Source organism: Paraburkholderia sp. BCC1884 (genome assembly GCF_900996225.1).
GTDB lineage: Bacteria > Pseudomonadota > Gammaproteobacteria > Burkholderiales > Burkholderiaceae > Paraburkholderia.
Map to the genome: position 1 here is coordinate 125482 of NZ_CAAJGL010000011.1, position 14346 is coordinate 139827.

At 63.7% G+C, this 14346-nt stretch carries 12 protein-coding genes; 6 read left to right on the forward strand and 6 right to left on the reverse strand.

Features of this window, described 5'->3' with window-relative positions; all coding sequences use genetic code 11:
• Nucleotides 1-21: 21 nt before the first annotated feature.
• Together FQ705_RS00600 and FQ705_RS00605 are read right to left on the reverse strand one after the other, a co-directional pair.
• Nucleotides 22-1869: a hybrid sensor histidine kinase/response regulator gene (locus FQ705_RS00600; protein WP_144137531.1), complete on the reverse strand. Its 1848-nt coding sequence runs from the start codon at nt 1867-1869 to the stop codon at nt 22-24.
• On the reverse strand, nt 1839-2378 hold the full coding sequence (locus FQ705_RS00605; protein WP_144137532.1) for a molybdopterin-dependent oxidoreductase: 540 nt from the start codon (nt 2376-2378) through the stop codon (nt 1839-1841). The genes FQ705_RS00600 and FQ705_RS00605 overlap by 31 nt, the downstream gene beginning before the upstream one ends.
• A 152-nt stretch (nt 2379-2530) precedes the next feature.
• On the opposite strand from FQ705_RS00605, the gene FQ705_RS00610 reads away from it, so the two are divergent.
• Nucleotides 2531-3496 (forward strand): phosphoribosyltransferase, encoded by a 966-nt coding sequence (locus tag FQ705_RS00610; RefSeq protein ID WP_144137533.1) that lies wholly within the window; start codon nt 2531-2533, stop codon nt 3494-3496.
• A 9-nt stretch (nt 3497-3505) separates the two neighbouring features.
• On the opposite strand, the gene FQ705_RS00615 is transcribed toward FQ705_RS00610, so the two are convergent.
• Entirely contained in the window at nt 3506-5155 is a 1650-nt protein-coding gene (locus tag FQ705_RS00615; RefSeq protein WP_144137534.1) for an ATP-binding domain-containing protein, read from the reverse strand.
• A 149-nt stretch (nt 5156-5304) separates the two neighbouring features.
• On the opposite strand from FQ705_RS00615, the gene FQ705_RS00620 reads away from it, so the two are divergent.
• Both FQ705_RS00620 and FQ705_RS00625 read left to right on the forward strand, forming a co-directional pair.
• Entirely contained in the window at nt 5305-5931 is a 627-nt protein-coding gene (locus FQ705_RS00620; protein WP_144137535.1) for a glutathione S-transferase family protein, read from the forward strand.
• A 98-nt stretch (nt 5932-6029) separates the two neighbouring features.
• On the forward strand, nt 6030-6605 hold the full coding sequence (locus FQ705_RS00625; protein ID WP_144137536.1) for a Fur family transcriptional regulator: 576 nt from the start codon (nt 6030-6032) through the stop codon (nt 6603-6605).
• A 78-nt stretch (nt 6606-6683) separates the two neighbouring features.
• Here FQ705_RS00625 and FQ705_RS00630 read toward each other — a convergent pair whose 3' ends face one another.
• A complete protein-coding gene (locus tag FQ705_RS00630; RefSeq protein WP_144137537.1) occupies nt 6684-7196 on the reverse strand; it encodes a response regulator in 513 nt (170 codons plus the stop codon).
• 440 nt (nt 7197-7636) lie between these two features.
• Nucleotides 7637-8431, reverse strand: a complete 795-nt coding sequence (locus FQ705_RS00635; RefSeq protein WP_144137538.1) for a TetR/AcrR family transcriptional regulator — start codon at nt 8429-8431, stop codon at nt 7637-7639.
• A 77-nt stretch (nt 8432-8508) separates the two neighbouring features.
• Between FQ705_RS00635 and FQ705_RS00640 the strand changes: the two genes are divergently transcribed.
• The 3 genes from FQ705_RS00640 (at nt 8509) to FQ705_RS00650 (ending at nt 12765) form a co-directional block, all read left to right on the forward strand.
• Complete coding sequence (locus FQ705_RS00640) at nt 8509-10035, forward strand: MDR family MFS transporter (protein WP_186307752.1); 1527 nt, start codon at nt 8509-8511, stop codon at nt 10033-10035.
• A gap of 371 nt (nt 10036-10406) precedes the next feature.
• Nucleotides 10407-11495, forward strand: coding sequence for a hypothetical protein (locus tag FQ705_RS00645; RefSeq protein ID WP_144137540.1), 1089 nt, complete (start codon nt 10407-10409; stop codon nt 11493-11495).
• A gap of 193 nt (nt 11496-11688) precedes the next feature.
• Entirely contained in the window at nt 11689-12765 is a 1077-nt protein-coding gene (locus FQ705_RS00650) for a TAXI family TRAP transporter solute-binding subunit (protein ID WP_144137541.1), read from the forward strand.
• A gap of 31 nt (nt 12766-12796) precedes the next feature.
• Here the strand turns inward: FQ705_RS00650 and FQ705_RS00655 are convergent, their stop codons facing one another.
• Nucleotides 12797-14242, reverse strand: a complete 1446-nt coding sequence (locus FQ705_RS00655; protein ID WP_144137542.1) for a PLP-dependent aminotransferase family protein — start codon at nt 14240-14242, stop codon at nt 12797-12799.
• Nucleotides 14243-14346: the final 104 nt, after the last annotated feature.

Genomic DNA, 14346 nt, shown 5'->3' on the forward strand with positions numbered 1-14346 from the left:
CCCCCCGTTGCGCACAACGCGCTAACCCAGATGTCGCGAAGCCAGCGCGCGCTGCAACGCGCTGCGCAATTCTTCGTAATGCACAGGCTTCAATAGTGCTTCGAAAAACGCTGACGAGCCGGTCTCATCGCGTTCGTCGGTTCCCTGCACTTCCGGCGCGTAAGCGCTGACCACGAGCACCGGCACACCCGCCGAGGGACCGCCACGTTCGCCGAAGTCCGCCAGAAACGTATAGCCGTCGCGCCCCGGCATATGCAGATCGAGCAGGACCACGTCGCAACGGCGGGTGTCGAGCCACGCAAGTGCGTCGTCGGCATTGGAGACGGCGTGTGCGTCGAAATCCATATGCGCGATCATTTCACTGAGCGATTCGCGAATCAGCCGGTTGTCGTCGACGATCAGCACACAGGGCCGCCCGCCGCCCGCCCCGGTCTGCGCCGCCACATCCGGCACTGGTGTGGCCGCGATCGCTGTCACCGGAATCGTTACGGTGAAGGTGGTCCCCTCACCCACCGTACTCGCCACCTCGACCGTGCCGCCGAATAGCTTCACCAGACCCTGAACGATCGTCAATCCCATTCCCGCGCCTTCGAAACGGCGTGTGCGCGACGCGTCGAGTTGCGTGAACTCTTGGAAGATCAGCGGAATCTGCGCATGCGGCACGCCCGGCCCCGTATCGCTGACGACAAACACCAGCAGCGCCGGCCGCTGATTCAAGCTCACGCGCACCGAGCCGGTTTCGGTGTAACGGATGGCGTTGGTGACCAGGTTGTTGACGATCTGCCGAATCCGGTGCGGATCGGAATCGACCAGCCCGTTCATGCCGCCGGCGTCGCTCTCGAGTTGCAAACCGCGCGCGGCGGCTGACATCGCGTGTTCGTCGACGATCGACGCCAGCAGTTCGCGCGGATCGAACTGCTCGTGACGCAATTCGAGTTTGCCGGCGCCCAGACGCGCGTAGTCGGTCAGGTCCTTCATCTGTGCTTCGAGGTGCCGGCCCGCGGTCTCGAGCCGCTGGATCACCTTGCGGTCGGCCTCGGAGTGATAGTTGAAACCCAGCAATTCGATCGACGACACGATGGCATGCAAGGGCGTGCGCAACTCGTGGCTGATCATGCCGAGAAAGGCGTCTTTGGCGAGACTGGCCTCGCGCGCCGCGCGGCTCGCCTGATGCTCGGCGTCGAGCGCGGCGTGCTGTTGACGCATCAGGCGCGTGCGGCGCCGTCCGTTGAGCACGAGCAGCAAGGTCGCTGCCGCCGACAGCAAAAGCAGCACCAGGCCGCCCGCGAACAATATCCGGCGCTTGTCGATGAAATCGCGGTTCATCGCCTCACGGTCTGCCACGTCGGCGAAACGGCGGCTCAGCGCGAGATCGTTGATTTCGTTCCAGTGCTGGCGCAGCTTCGTGACGATTCCGTTGGCACGGCTGTGGTCCTTCGGCAAGGAATCGACCGCGGGCTGAATGTCGGCGAGCACGTGATCGAGCGTCTGGATTTCGTCCACTTGCCGCTGCAGCAGCGTGATCTGCGTGGTCAGCCGATGCGTCGATCCGGCAATCACATGCAGTTTCGATTGCAGCAGCTGATAACGCAGCATCAGCCGCTGGTAGTCGTCGTCATCGCCCGACTGATAGAGCAGCAACTGGTTCTCGAAACGCGCGTAGGCGATCTGCAGTTGCGCGGCGTCCCAGTAGAACCCGTCATAGGTGCCGGTCAACTGCTCAGTGGCGCGCGGATTGAGCAGGTTGGCGTAAAGCAGATAGCCGATCGCGCCGACCGGCGCAGCGAGCGCGGTCAGCCAGATCAGCACGTAGAAGACGCGACGCCACGGGCGGCGCATTACTTGATGATGAGGGCCTTGATCTGCCATACGAATTTCGAATCGCCCGAGGCGCCCGTGAGTTCGTCGGGGAACGCGTCGCGCGGGTAGATGAGGAATAGCGGCCCGAAGTCGCTGATCTTCAGACGCTGGCCATTCATGCTGTACGCCACGACCACGCCGTAGCGCTCGCTGTCCGACACTGGAATGGTATAGGTGTAATCGTCGAGCGTATGGATCTCGATCTCGCTGCCCGACGCGCCCACGGTCTTCAGAATATCCGCGAGCGACGGTCCTGTGAAGGTCGAGCGCGGCGTCCAGGTGGTGGCGGTGGTGATCGAATGGACCGGCAGCGCAAGCAACTGGGCTTCGGTGAAGTGATACAGCTTGTGAGCCGCGTCGGTGGTCCTCGCGATCCTGCCGGTCACGTCGAGCGATAGCGACGGCATCGGCTGTGCCTGCACGTTCCATGCAGCCAGCGCGACCATCAGGCCGGCGGCCCAGCGTGCGCCGATGCGCGCGCTCTTCCTGCCTTGCACCTCTGCAAACAGCTTGGTCATCTTCTTTCTTATTTCCGTTATCTGTTGCTATGTCCTGCCGCTCACACGCGTCACCCCGACGCGCGATCTGTGAACCGCATGCATAATATCGCCAAAATTCTTTGTCACCAAAACGGCGGCCCGCCGCCGCGCAACGCGACGTCACGAGAGTCATGAACAAGCCGGTTTTGCCCCTGACCTACGAGCAACTCGATCACTGGATCGAATCGCTGCAGCCCGCCTTGCTAGCCGGGCGCTTCACGCTGGCAATCGGCATTCTGCGCGGCGGGGCGCCGCTCGCGCTGATGGTCTCGCATGCAGCCGGCACGCCCGTCGCGTTCCTGCGTTACGAGCGCCAGTCACGCACGGTGGCCTGGGACTCGACCCTGCCGATGCCGCCCGCCGGTTCCAAGGTGCTGCTGTGCGAGGACATCGCCGGACGCGGCTTTACGCTGGTCGATTGCATGGCGTTTCTGCGACAACACGGACTCGATGTCAAAACGCTGACCGGCGCAGTGGACGACCTGAGCCGCATACAACCCGATTACGCGATCGACGCGCGCGGCTATTTCGCGCTCTTTCCCTGGGAGCGTCAGGCCTACACCGAGCGCTATCGCGACGACTGGGAACGCGTCGAAGCGGGCACGGCGCCCGCGATGGCCGAGGATCACGAATACACCACTTACGCGATCGATCTCGATGGCATCCTGTTGCCCGACGTGCCGCTCGCTCGCTACGACGAAGATCTGGCGATGGCACTCGCCGAGCGCGACGCGCTGCAACCCTTCGACGTGCTGCCCACCATCGACCTGCAACGCGTGCGCACGATCATCACGGGGCGCCCGGAGCCGGATCGCGCGCGCACCGAGGCGTGGCTCGCGCGGCATGGTTTCGGCCATATGCAACTCGTGATGCGCGCGCCCGGCACGCACGACGAAAGCCCCGCCGGCGCTGCCGCGCACAAGGCCGGCGCGGCACTGCGCGGCGGCGTCACGCATTTTCTGGAGAGCGATCCGGTGCAGGCGCTGCTGATTGCGCAGCAAGCGCCGCTGTTACGCGTGATCTGGTGGGACGCGCAAACGCAAACCGGCATGCTGGTCGGCGCACGCGCCTGGGATCAGGCCGCCAGGCGGCACTGACGCGCGTCTTCAGGCTGGCAGATACCGCGCGGCGCGTTGCGAAGCGACCACGATCAGCTTCATCGTCGCGCGGGTGGCGCCGACAAACAGCTTGCGGGCGATGCGCTCGTCGAAGGTATCGAAGTCGACTTCGGTGAAGATCACGCACGGCGCGGCTTGTCCCTTGAAGCGATAGATCGACTCGAACAGCACATCGCCTTCGCGATACTCCGGGTTGCCGAACAGATCGTATTTACCAGTGAAACTGCGCAGCCGATGCGGACCGAGATGATCCAGCGCCGTCATCGCCGAGCCTTCGCGGCCGCGGAACGACAGCACCACGATGTCCTGCTTGCGAAAACCGAGCGACAACGCCTGGGTAATCGCGCGCTTGGTCGCCTCGATACTGCTTTCGGCGGCGTTCGCTTCGTCGTAGACCGATAGCGAAATGTCGGAGCCGTCGAACGGACTGCCCGACGCGAGCGCCGCGGCAAGCGGCACCGAGCTGCCGACCACGTTACGCACGTAATCGAGAATGTCGCGCGGACTGCGATAGTTGGTGGTTTCCTTCAGCGTGGTCCAACCCGGCAGCGCCACCGGTTCACGCATGTACAGATTCTGCAGCGGGTCTTCGAGCCACCACCATGCGGCGCCGGGACGCAACAGGCGCTCGAGCGCGGCCACCCACGGTTGCTGGAAATCCTGTCCTTCGTCGACGATCAACACGTCGAATTGCCAGTGCGGCGCAATCGGCGTGTCGGCGAACATCGATTCCAGTCGATCGAACACCGCGCCCGACTGAAAGTCGGGTTCCCGGCCGGCATCGCGTGCGATCCAGTCGCATAGCTGGTGGTAATTCGCCACCTTGGCCTCGGGCGGCGCGACCCGCGCGATGTGGTCCGCCAGCGGCCGGTTGAAACACACGTACAAAGGACGCTGCCCGCGCGCGACCGCGTCCTTCATCACCTGGACCGCCAGTTGCGTCTTGCCGGAGCCCGCCGTGCCGATCACCCGCAGACGGAACGGCGAAAACTCGAGCCGGCGGGCCCACGTGGCGAGACCGCCGGCCAGCCGCGTAACGAGCGTGCCGGCCTGGCCCACCAGCGCGCTGGCGTCGGGCGTGAGCGCGAGTTCGTCGGCGAGGAAATGATGGATTTTCGCGGCGCTGGCAAGGCGCGGCTCGTCGGCCGGCAGGGCTTCGCGGATGATCGCCGCGAGCCGGTCCTTGCGCGTGGCGTCGACGATGCGAGCGGGATTCACGCCGGCGATCGCCGCGTCCTTGACCGCGTGATCCGGGCAATACAGCAGTTCTTCGATGAAATAGCTGCCCGCGCCGAAGGCCGCCGTAAAGCGCCGGTGCAAACCTTCGACGGTGTGCGCCAACGCGATCGCCACGTTGCGGTCGGTCTGAAGATAGACCTTGACCAGCCCCTTGGGCGTTTCGCGCAGGAAGCCCGTTTTCTGTTCGACGATCATCACGCGTCCGGCCGGGCTGACGATCACAAAGTCGGCCTCGCCGAACACGGAGAAGTTCTGGTTCAGGCGCGTCCAGTGCACGCCGTGATAAACGGTGTAGCCGTCGGGCAGCGCTTCTTCGAGCAACGCGAGGGTCTCGCGTTCGCGCGCCGCCGCGCCGGTGGCGGCCAGGCTCTTCCAGTCGTCGGGGACAATGCGGGCCATGCGGTGCCTCGTCGTATTCGGGTGCGCACATTGTACGCAACGCCTGCGCGGGGCTCGCAAAGCCGCGTGCTTCGTGTATCGTTACTGGCTGAACGCCGCGTGCCTTGCGCGGCTTGCCAACTGCACGAGTCAAGAAAAGGATTTACCGGATGCTTACGATCTGGGGACGCACGAACTCCGTCAATGTTCAAAAGGTATTGTGGTGCTGCGATGAGCTGGTACTACCGTACGAGCGGATCGACGCCGGCCTGCAATTCGGCCGCAACAGCGAGCCCGACTATCTCGCCATGAATCCGACGGGCAAGATTCCCACCCTCGTCGACGACGACTTCGTGCTGTGGGAATCGAACTCGATCCTGCGCTATCTGGTGCTGCAATACGGCGAAGCGAGCGCGCTCTATCCCGCGGAGCCGAAACTGCGCGCCAGCGTCGACCGTTGGCTCGACTGGAGCCTCTCCACGCTGCAACCGACTGAAAAGCCGGTGTTCTGGGCGATCGTGCGCACGCCCGCCGCCGAACGCGACGCCGCCAGGCTCGCCCACGACTTCGCGGCGGTCACCCAGTTGTGGCACATGGTCGACGCGCATCTGCAAGGGCGCTTCTTCCTCGAAGACGACAAGTTCACGCTTGCCGACATCGTCATCGGCGCTTACGCGAAACGCTATTTCGGGCTCGACGGCGTCGAGCGTCCGCCGCTGCCGAATCTGGAGCGCTGGTATTCGCGCGTCGCAACCCGCAGCGGTTTCAAGAAATACGTGGATTTCGCGTTGACCTGATTGCGCCTGGTCGGGCCTGGTTCGCCTGAATACGCGTGATTACGCTGGAAGCGCGGTGAGCCGGCACGGCATCGCGCGATGGCCTTTATAATCGACGCATGAAGACCGCCAAGGCCGCCGCGCCCACCGAAAAAGCCAATGCCGCCCCCGCCGCTCACATCCATGAGCCGGGGCATTCGCATGGCGATTCGCAGGAAGCCGCTCTCACACTCGCGGAAGAGTATTGCCGCGAACGCGGCGAAAAGCTCACGCCGATTCGCCGCAAAGTGCTCGAATTGCTGCTGAATTCGGGCCGCGCCACCAAAGCGTATTCACTGCTCGACGATATGCGCCAGATTCATCCGGGCTCGGCGCCGCCCACCGTGTATCGGGCGCTGGACTTTCTGCTTTCAGCAGGGCTCGTGCATCGAATCGAGTCGATCAACGCTTTTACGGTTTGCCACGACCTGACGCAATGTCAGCACGGCATTCTGGTGGTGTGTCAGCAATGCGGCAGCGTCACCGAGTTGCATCAGCCAAAGCTGCGCCAGGCGCTCGTCGCGCAGATCGAGGACGCGGGCTATCGCCTGGCGAGCGACGAAATCGAATTGAAGGGTTTATGCTCGGCCTGTCAGGCAGCCGAGGCAGCCAGCGCCGGTGCGAGTGTCGGCGCGACGGCCGCCGACTCCAGATAAGCGCCGCGCTCGCCCCACCGCAGGTCACACGCTGCGCGTGCGATCTGCGTGGGCAAAGCCCGTCACGACAGCAACCGCTCAACCCGCAGCGCGGGCGTCGATCGCATCGTGCAGCAACGTCACCAGATCCTCAGGCAAGGCCGGCTTCATCATGAAATGCTGAAACCCTTCGCCGATACTTCGCAAGCGATAGGCGTCGTCAGTGTGCCCGGTGAGCGCCACCGCCACGGATGGCGGGTGGTTGCCGCGAATCTCGTGGTCCCGCAGCCGCTGGATCAGGTAGAAGCCGTCCATGGCCGGCAGTTCGAGGTCGCATACCACGGCGTCGGGTAATAATCGGAGCGCCGCTTCGACGCCCTCTTCCGCATCCGCCACGGCGACCACCTGGGCGCCCTCTGCTTCGAGTAACAAGGTCAGCGATTCCCGGCTATCCGGGTCGTCTTCGACGAGCACGATCGTGGCCTGATCGAGTCTCAATGCTCCATTCATTTTGTGTTGTTGCTCAATAAAACCGGTTAGGCCGTCAGATACGGCCAGCGTATCGCTCTGTTGCGTAACGCCGCGATGCGCGACGATATTGTTGCTGTTCATGGTTCCGACTCGATTTCATGCGTCGAGTTGCAGCCAAGGCCCTCGATTGTAAGACATGGCCCGAGCGCAACGCGTGCGCACAGTAACGCGCCAAAATTGCACGCCGATGAAAAACCGGCCCTCGTCGTCATTATCCTGACGCACCGATGCCGATGCCCGATTCGCCTTGGCGGTCCGTGCAAAACCCCACTGGCACGGCCCTTCCGCTGACGTCTTTTCTGTCGATTGGTGTTCTTTGGGGCGGCCGGCTGAACGACTGTCTGTCTCCGGCACCCTCATCCACCCCATCAGTAGCACGTTGCGTGCCTCGATGGGTTCGGGTGGGAGCATGGCCGAAACGACGAGAGGCCGCAGTGGCATGCGTTGGCTTGATGCACAGTATTCCTGATCATCCGGGATACGGCGGAAGCGCCGCCTGGTGCCCTCGGAACATTCCATCCCTATCTGGCCGGCCCAATTCCCTGCACCAGCAGCGCTACCGCATGTCGCGCGATTTCCGCGCCGCCGATGTTGCGCCGCACAGGATCGTCGCGCCACAGCTTCGACGTGGCGAGCGGCAAAATCGTCAGCCCTAGCACGGTCACGAACACCAGCGCCGGTTCAAGCGCCGCGTTCAGACGGCCCTCCTTCTGCCAGCGCGCGATGGCCGACAACGAGGCCTTTTGATGCGTGTCGCCGAACCGTTCGTGCATGCGCTGACGCAGCAAACCGCCGTCGCTGATGACTTCGCGCACCCACAGCGACGGGAACCACGGATGCTCGCTTGCCACCTGGACCAGTCGCTGCGCGAGTTGCGTGATGGCCGCGACCGGATCGTCGGGGTTTTCCTGGAACGGCACCCCGAGCCCTTGCCGCAAAGGCGCGAAGCGTTCGTCGATCAGTACGTCGAGCAACTGGTCACGCGTCTTGAAGTAGTAATGCATCATTGCCGGGGTAAAGCCTGCCTCGCGGGCAATCTCCCCAAGCGTGGTATCGACGATGCCCTGCCGCGCGAAAAGCACCAGTGCGGCATCGAGCAAACGGCTGCGCTGCTCCGGCCCTCGTGCGGCACCCGTCGGGCGGCCAGGGCGCCGCGTTGGCGCAGGCGTTGGCGTTGGCGTTGGCCCCTTCGATGCGGCCCCTGCGTCGGCCCGTGCCCCGTCGGCCAGCGTTTGAACCGCCTTGCCGGCCTTCTTCGAAGCCGCCGGACGCGGTGCATTTGTCACCTTCTGCTGGTCTGCCGGAATCCTTGCCATTGCATTCAATTTGACGAGTGGAGCGATGTCGCCTATATTAATCTCCAAGTTAATTAATTTCAATACTTCTCGCACCCATGGATCAGCCGACAATGACTCAATCCGCCGAGCCGGACACGCGGACCAGTTCGCAGCCCGCGGATCACCCGCCGATCCGCCTGCTCTTTCCTGCGCTGCTGCTGGTCATGCTGCTCGCCGCGCTCGACCAGACGATCGTCTCGACCGCGCTTCCGACCATCGTCGGCGAGCTTGGCGGCCTTAGCAATCTGTCATGGGTGGTCACCGCCTACCTGCTGAGTTCGACCATCGTCGTACCGCTCTACGGCAAGCTGGGCGACCTGTTCGGCCGCAAGATCGTGCTGCAGACGGCCATCGTCCTGTTTCTGGTCGGCTCGGCGCTGTGCGGCATTGCACAGGACATGACGCAATTGATCGTGTTGCGCGCGCTGCAAGGGCTCGGCGGCGGCGGTCTGCTGGTCGTGACCATGGCGGCCATCGGCGACGTGATTCCGCCTGCCGAGCGCGGCCGCTACCAGGGCGTGTTCGGCGGTGTGTTCGGTTTGGCCACCGTGATAGGTCCCCTGCTCGGCGGCTTTCTGGTCGAGCACCTCTCATGGCGCTGGATTTTCTACATCAATCTGCCGCTCGGCATTATTGCGCTGGTAGTGATCGGCGCGGTCTTCAAGCCGCACGTGCGCCACGTGAAGCACGTGATCGACTATATGGGCGCGGCGTTTCTGGCCGGCGCGCTCACCTGCATCATCCTGTTCACGAGCCAGGGCGGCACGATCCTGCCGTGGTCGTCGCCGCAATTGTGGTTCACGCTGGGCATGGGACTCGTGGCGATCTGGGGCTTCATCCACGAGGAGCGCACGGCGGCCGAGCCGATCATGCCGCTTGGCCTCTTCAAACAGCGCACGTTTCTGTTGAGCAGTCTGATCGGCTTCATCATCGGCGTGTCGCTGTTCGGTTCGGTGACCTTCCTGCCGCTCTACCTGCAAGTGGTGAAGGGCTCGACACCGTCCGAAGCCGGCATGCAGATGCTGCCGATGATGGGCGGCCTGTTCGTGATGTCGATGGTGACCGGCCGCATTATCAGCAAGATCGGCAAGTACCGTATGTTCCCCATCGCGGGCACGTTGCTGGTTGCCATCGCCATGGTGTTGCTCGCGCGCCTGCAGCTCAGCACGCCGATTCATGTGATGTATCTCGACATGGGTCTGCTCGGCTGCGGTCTCGGCATGGTGATGCAAGTGCTGATTCTGGCGGTGCAGAATTCGGTCGAATTCAAGCACATGGGCGTGGCCACGTCGGGCGCGACGCTGTTCCGTCAGATTGGCGGCTCGATCGGCGTAGCGAGTTTTGGCGCGGTGTTTTCGAACGGCCTCGCCACGCGTCTCGCGAAGTTGATTCCGGCCGATACGGAATTGCCGCACGCGCTCGGACCTGCCGCGATTCATCAATTACCCGAAGCATTGCGCAGCGATTATCTACAAGCGTTCGCGGGCGCGTTGCATACGGTTTACCTCTCGGCGGCCTGCGTCGTCGTGCTGGCCTTCGTACTTTCATGGTTGCTGAAAGATCATCCATTGCGTAAGCAGTGAATCGGCTTGGCGCTGTCTTCAAGCGCTTGATAACGAGGTCGGACGCTCGATGCGCCGGCCTCGTTTTTTCATTCTCCAAGGTAACTTCTGATTCGGCGTGAAAAAGTTCGCCTACCCGTTCGTTCTGCCGACATAGGAGGTATTTCGTCTAATCAGTCACTGTGCGCAAACGCACACGCGATAGGTGAGAACGTCGATTGACGTCGTGATTAAAACGCCACATATTGCAAACAGCGGCACCGCAAGCGTCGGCTTGCGTCCCTAGACTCTCCGGTGCATGTGGGTCGTGCTTTCCGCGGACATCGGTCCCGCTTCAAACGCGATCCGGAACATGCCGTAATGGCATCGTTTTCCCATGGTGGGTCCCTCGCATGTCCACCCAGACAGTACTCGGTCACAGCTTCCCGACGCCCTGCAAGCGGTGCGGCGGCGCACTGTACCGCCAGGTCGACTATTGCCCGTATTGCGGTGCGGTCCATCCGCTCGACGCGGGCCCGCACAAGCGCACGGTGATTCCCGGCAGCCGCGCCAGTGCGATGAATCCGGCCGCACAGAAGAACGCCATCGAGCCGCCCGCGCGCAGTGAAGCGGAACTGGGGCCGCGAGCCGCGGCAAACGATCAACCCGTACCGCCCGAAGCACCGGTCCAGCAGGCGCCGGCGATGCTGGTCTCTCCGGACACACCGATTCCGCCCCTTTCCGAGTTGCCCTATCCGATGGGCCCGAGTCGCGTGCCGATTCGCAAAGTGCTTCTTGCCATTGGAGCGATTGTCGTGATTGGCCTGGCGTATGTCGTTTACGCGCTATTCGGCGGCGATCACGATTCGCAAAGCGGCAGCGCGGATCAGTCCGCGGAAACTGCTCAGGATGCCAGAACAACCACCGGCACGATCGCGCCCTACGCGCCCGCTCCGGCGACTCGGCAGAGCAGCGCGGCCACGACCGCCAATCTCGCGACTCCGGTCGCGCCCGCCCCCGTCGTTCCAGTCGTTCCAGTCAACCCGGCCAACGTGAGCGATTCCGCGAAAAGCGTACAAGTGATTCCAGCGACGCCGATCGTGCCCCTTGTGGCCGCGCCCTCGCCCAAACCTGCGGCGCCGCAGTATCGCGATGCCGGGCAAGCCTTACAGTCGGCCCGTCTGGCTTTCCGCGCCAACGATCTGTCCGCGGCCCAGAACGCACTCGACGCCGCGCAGGCGTTGCAACCGGCCAACGCCGATGCGCAAGACCTCGCCAACCAGCTCAAGCCACTGAGTGCCCGCCGCGACGCCGCGCTGCAAGCCGCGCAGACTTGTGTGGCGCAGCAAGCGTGGCCATGCGCGCGACAGCACGCCAACGACGCGCTTGCCATCGATGCCGGCAACGAAACCGCCAGAACCATTCTCGAGCGCGTGATTCGTGAAACCGGCTGGGCGCCGCTGAACCAGCACACGGCAACGGCAGCCACACCGGCAAAATGACAACTAATATGGATGCCGAATCATCTTGCCGTGCCTATGGTAAACCGCCCCCTGGATTGCGCTGCTTCTGAGCGGCAGCACACGGACATCGCCGCCGCGGCGCACGGAACATGACATGGCAAACCGGCTCACTGGTGCTTCACGCGCGCTGACGCGCGGGGCTGTATGAACCTGACCGATAGGTAGAAAGACCATGCTGAAGAGACTGCTTGCGGGGTGGTTGGGGCTGGCGCTGATGGTCGTCTCGGCGCTGGCTGGCGCAGAACCCGCGCACTACAAAATCGTGACGGGCCCGGAACGGGGCACTTACATCCAGTTTGGCCAGGATCTGTCGAAATGGGTGGCGCAGCCGGCCGGCATCGACCTGGAAGTGATGGCCTCGAAGGGCTCGGCTGAAAACGTGCAACGCATGCGCTTCGAGTCGGGTGTGAAACTCGCGCTGGTGCAATCCGACGTGTACCAGGCTTACCTCGACATGGCCAACGCGGGCAATGCCGACGCAGGGACGGCCATCCGGCCGTTACGGCTCATCATGCCGCTTTACGACGAAGAGATTAACGTCGTGGTGCGCGCGGACTCGCCGATGAAAACCTTTGCCGACATCAAGGACAAAACCATCAGCGTCGGCCTGCTAGGCAGCGGCACGGCGCAAACGGCCACGACGCTCTATCACCTCATGTTCGGCCAGGCGATTCCCGAGCAGAACGTGCAGCACCTGAGCAACGAGGACGCGCTGGCGGCCTTGATCGTCAAGAAGGTGGACGTGGCGATCATCGTGGTCGGCCAGCCGGCCAAGCTGTTCAACGACATGAATCCGGACCTGCTGAGCCAGATCCGTCTGCTGCGAGTCGATCCCGCCGCGCCCGAAACGGCGCGCGCCAAACAGACCTATTTCCCAACCGCGATTCGCGCGGCCAGTTATCCGACCTGGCTGAAAGACGACGTGCCCACGCTGACCGTAAAGGCTTTTCTCGTCACCTACGACTACGGCCTGCGCGACACGGTCGGCAATCTGAACCATTTCGCCGACTCGCTGTGCGCCAACTTCGAGAATCTGCAGGAGCACGGCCACCCGAAATGGAAGCAGGTCAAACTCGAATTGCCGACGCTCGTGCGCGGCTGGAAATACTACCCGCCGGTCGAGAAGCATTTGCGTGCCTGCCTCGCGAACCGAAGCGCGGCAATCAGCAGCGCGGCCGCGGTGCAGGCGACCCAGAAGCCACGCTCCAGTTGCACGGATCAGGAGCGCCTGCTTCTGCTGTGCAAGTAGGCTCGCGTTAGCGCTTCGGCGCAGCGCACATTCAGACGCGGGCCGGCTCGCGCGTTCGTGTCTTCGATACTGCTGCGGCATCCATGGCGCGCTGCAGCGTCTCGTATACCTTCGGCCGGTTGCATTGCGAGACGTTAAAGCGCAGGAAACCGGCCGCCGACTGCGACGCGCTGAACACATTGCCCGGCGCGAACACCACGCCGCCGCTCAAGGCATGGCGAGCGACGTCGGCGGCGTCGAGTCCATCCGGCAAACAGGCCCACGCGAACATGCCACCGCGAGGCCGCGTCCAGACGTCGAGGCCCGCCGCGCCGAGACGCCGTAACGTGTCGCCCATCGCATCGGCGAGTTTCGCGCGCATCGATTCCAGATGCCGGCGATACGCGCCATCCACCAGCAGCCGATGCACCACGCTCGCCGCCAGTTGACCGTTGCCGAATGACGTGGCGAGCTTCAGATCGATCAGCGGCTCGATCCATTCGGGTCGCGCGGCGATGTATCCGCAGCGCACCGCCGCCGACAGCGTCTTCGAAAAACTGCCGATCGAGACGACGCGCGCGAGCCCGTCGAACGCGGCGAGACGCGGCGCGGCTTCCTCCTCGAAGTCGGCGAAAATATCGTCCTCGACGATCAGCAGATCGTGCTCGCCCGCGAGCTTGAGGACGCGATGCGCGACAGCGGGCGCGAGCGTCGCGCCCGTCGGATTGTGGATCGCCGAGTTGGTCACATAAAGCCGCGGACGGTGCTCGACAAGCGCCCGCTCGAACGCCGCCAGATCCGGCCCGGACGGCGTATAAGGCACGCCGACGATGCGGGCGCGATGGGCCCGCAACAGTGCCTGGAAGTTGAAGTAGCACGGATCGTCGATCAGTACCGTGTCGCCGGGTTCGAGCAGAAAGCGGCACACGAGATCGAGTGCGTGCGTGCCGCCATCGGTCAGAACGATCTGTTCGGGCGGCGCCTCGACGCCGTGCTGCGCGAGCCGCCACGAGAGTTGTTGCCGTAGCGCCGGCAAGCCGTAGGGGCTCGCGTATTCGGCAAGCGGCGATTGCGGATCGCGCGCGACGGCCCGCAACGCGCGCCGCACGCCCTCCTCCGGCAGCCACGAAGCCGGCATCCAGCCGCACCCCGGCTTCAGGACCTTGGTGCCCGTCTCCAGCGATTGACGCGTCAGCCACAGCGGATCGACTTCACGATCGAGACTCGGCCCGAGGTCCGCAAGTGCGAGGGGCGGCGCATGGCCCGAAACGAAAAAGCCGGAACCGCGCCGCGCGCCGATGACCCCTTCGGCCACCAGCCGGTCATACGCTTCCACCACAGTCGACTTCGACACGCCGAGCGTCTCGGTCATCGCGCGGATCGACGGCACACGTGCGCCGGGCATCAACGAGCGACTTGCAATGCGCTCGCGCAGATTGTCCATCACCGCGCCGACGCGCGTGCCCGACACCACCTGCTTGATCTCGCTTTCCGCCATCTGTACTGCTCCTTGGTCGGTACAGTTTGTACAAATTGTACTGATCCGTAGCTTACCGTTTATCGCTCGACGGCGGATGCTTTGCGTTCTACTTTCTGCGTGAG

Coding starts and splice junctions, on each gene's coding strand:
- FQ705_RS00600 (WP_144137531.1), bottom strand. CDS start 1,869: ATGGCAGATCAAGGCCCTCATCATCAAGTAATGCGCCGCCCGTGGCGT.
- FQ705_RS00605 (WP_144137532.1), bottom strand. CDS start 2,378: ATGACCAAGCTGTTTGCAGAGGTGCAAGGCAGGAAGAGCGCGCGCATC.
- FQ705_RS00610 (WP_144137533.1), top strand. CDS start 2,531: ATGAACAAGCCGGTTTTGCCCCTGACCTACGAGCAACTCGATCACTGG.
- FQ705_RS00615 (WP_144137534.1), bottom strand. CDS start 5,155: ATGGCCCGCATTGTCCCCGACGACTGGAAGAGCCTGGCCGCCACCGGC.
- FQ705_RS00620 (WP_144137535.1), top strand. CDS start 5,305: ATGCTTACGATCTGGGGACGCACGAACTCCGTCAATGTTCAAAAGGTA.
- FQ705_RS00625 (WP_144137536.1), top strand. CDS start 6,030: ATGAAGACCGCCAAGGCCGCCGCGCCCACCGAAAAAGCCAATGCCGCC.
- FQ705_RS00630 (WP_144137537.1), bottom strand. CDS start 7,196: ATGAACAGCAACAATATCGTCGCGCATCGCGGCGTTACGCAACAGAGC.
- FQ705_RS00635 (WP_144137538.1), bottom strand. CDS start 8,431: ATGGCAAGGATTCCGGCAGACCAGCAGAAGGTGACAAATGCACCGCGT.
- FQ705_RS00640 (WP_186307752.1), top strand. CDS start 8,509: ATGGATCAGCCGACAATGACTCAATCCGCCGAGCCGGACACGCGGACC.
- FQ705_RS00645 (WP_144137540.1), top strand. CDS start 10,407: ATGTCCACCCAGACAGTACTCGGTCACAGCTTCCCGACGCCCTGCAAG.
- FQ705_RS00650 (WP_144137541.1), top strand. CDS start 11,689: ATGCTGAAGAGACTGCTTGCGGGGTGGTTGGGGCTGGCGCTGATGGTC.
- FQ705_RS00655 (WP_144137542.1), bottom strand. CDS start 14,242: ATGGCGGAAAGCGAGATCAAGCAGGTGGTGTCGGGCACGCGCGTCGGC.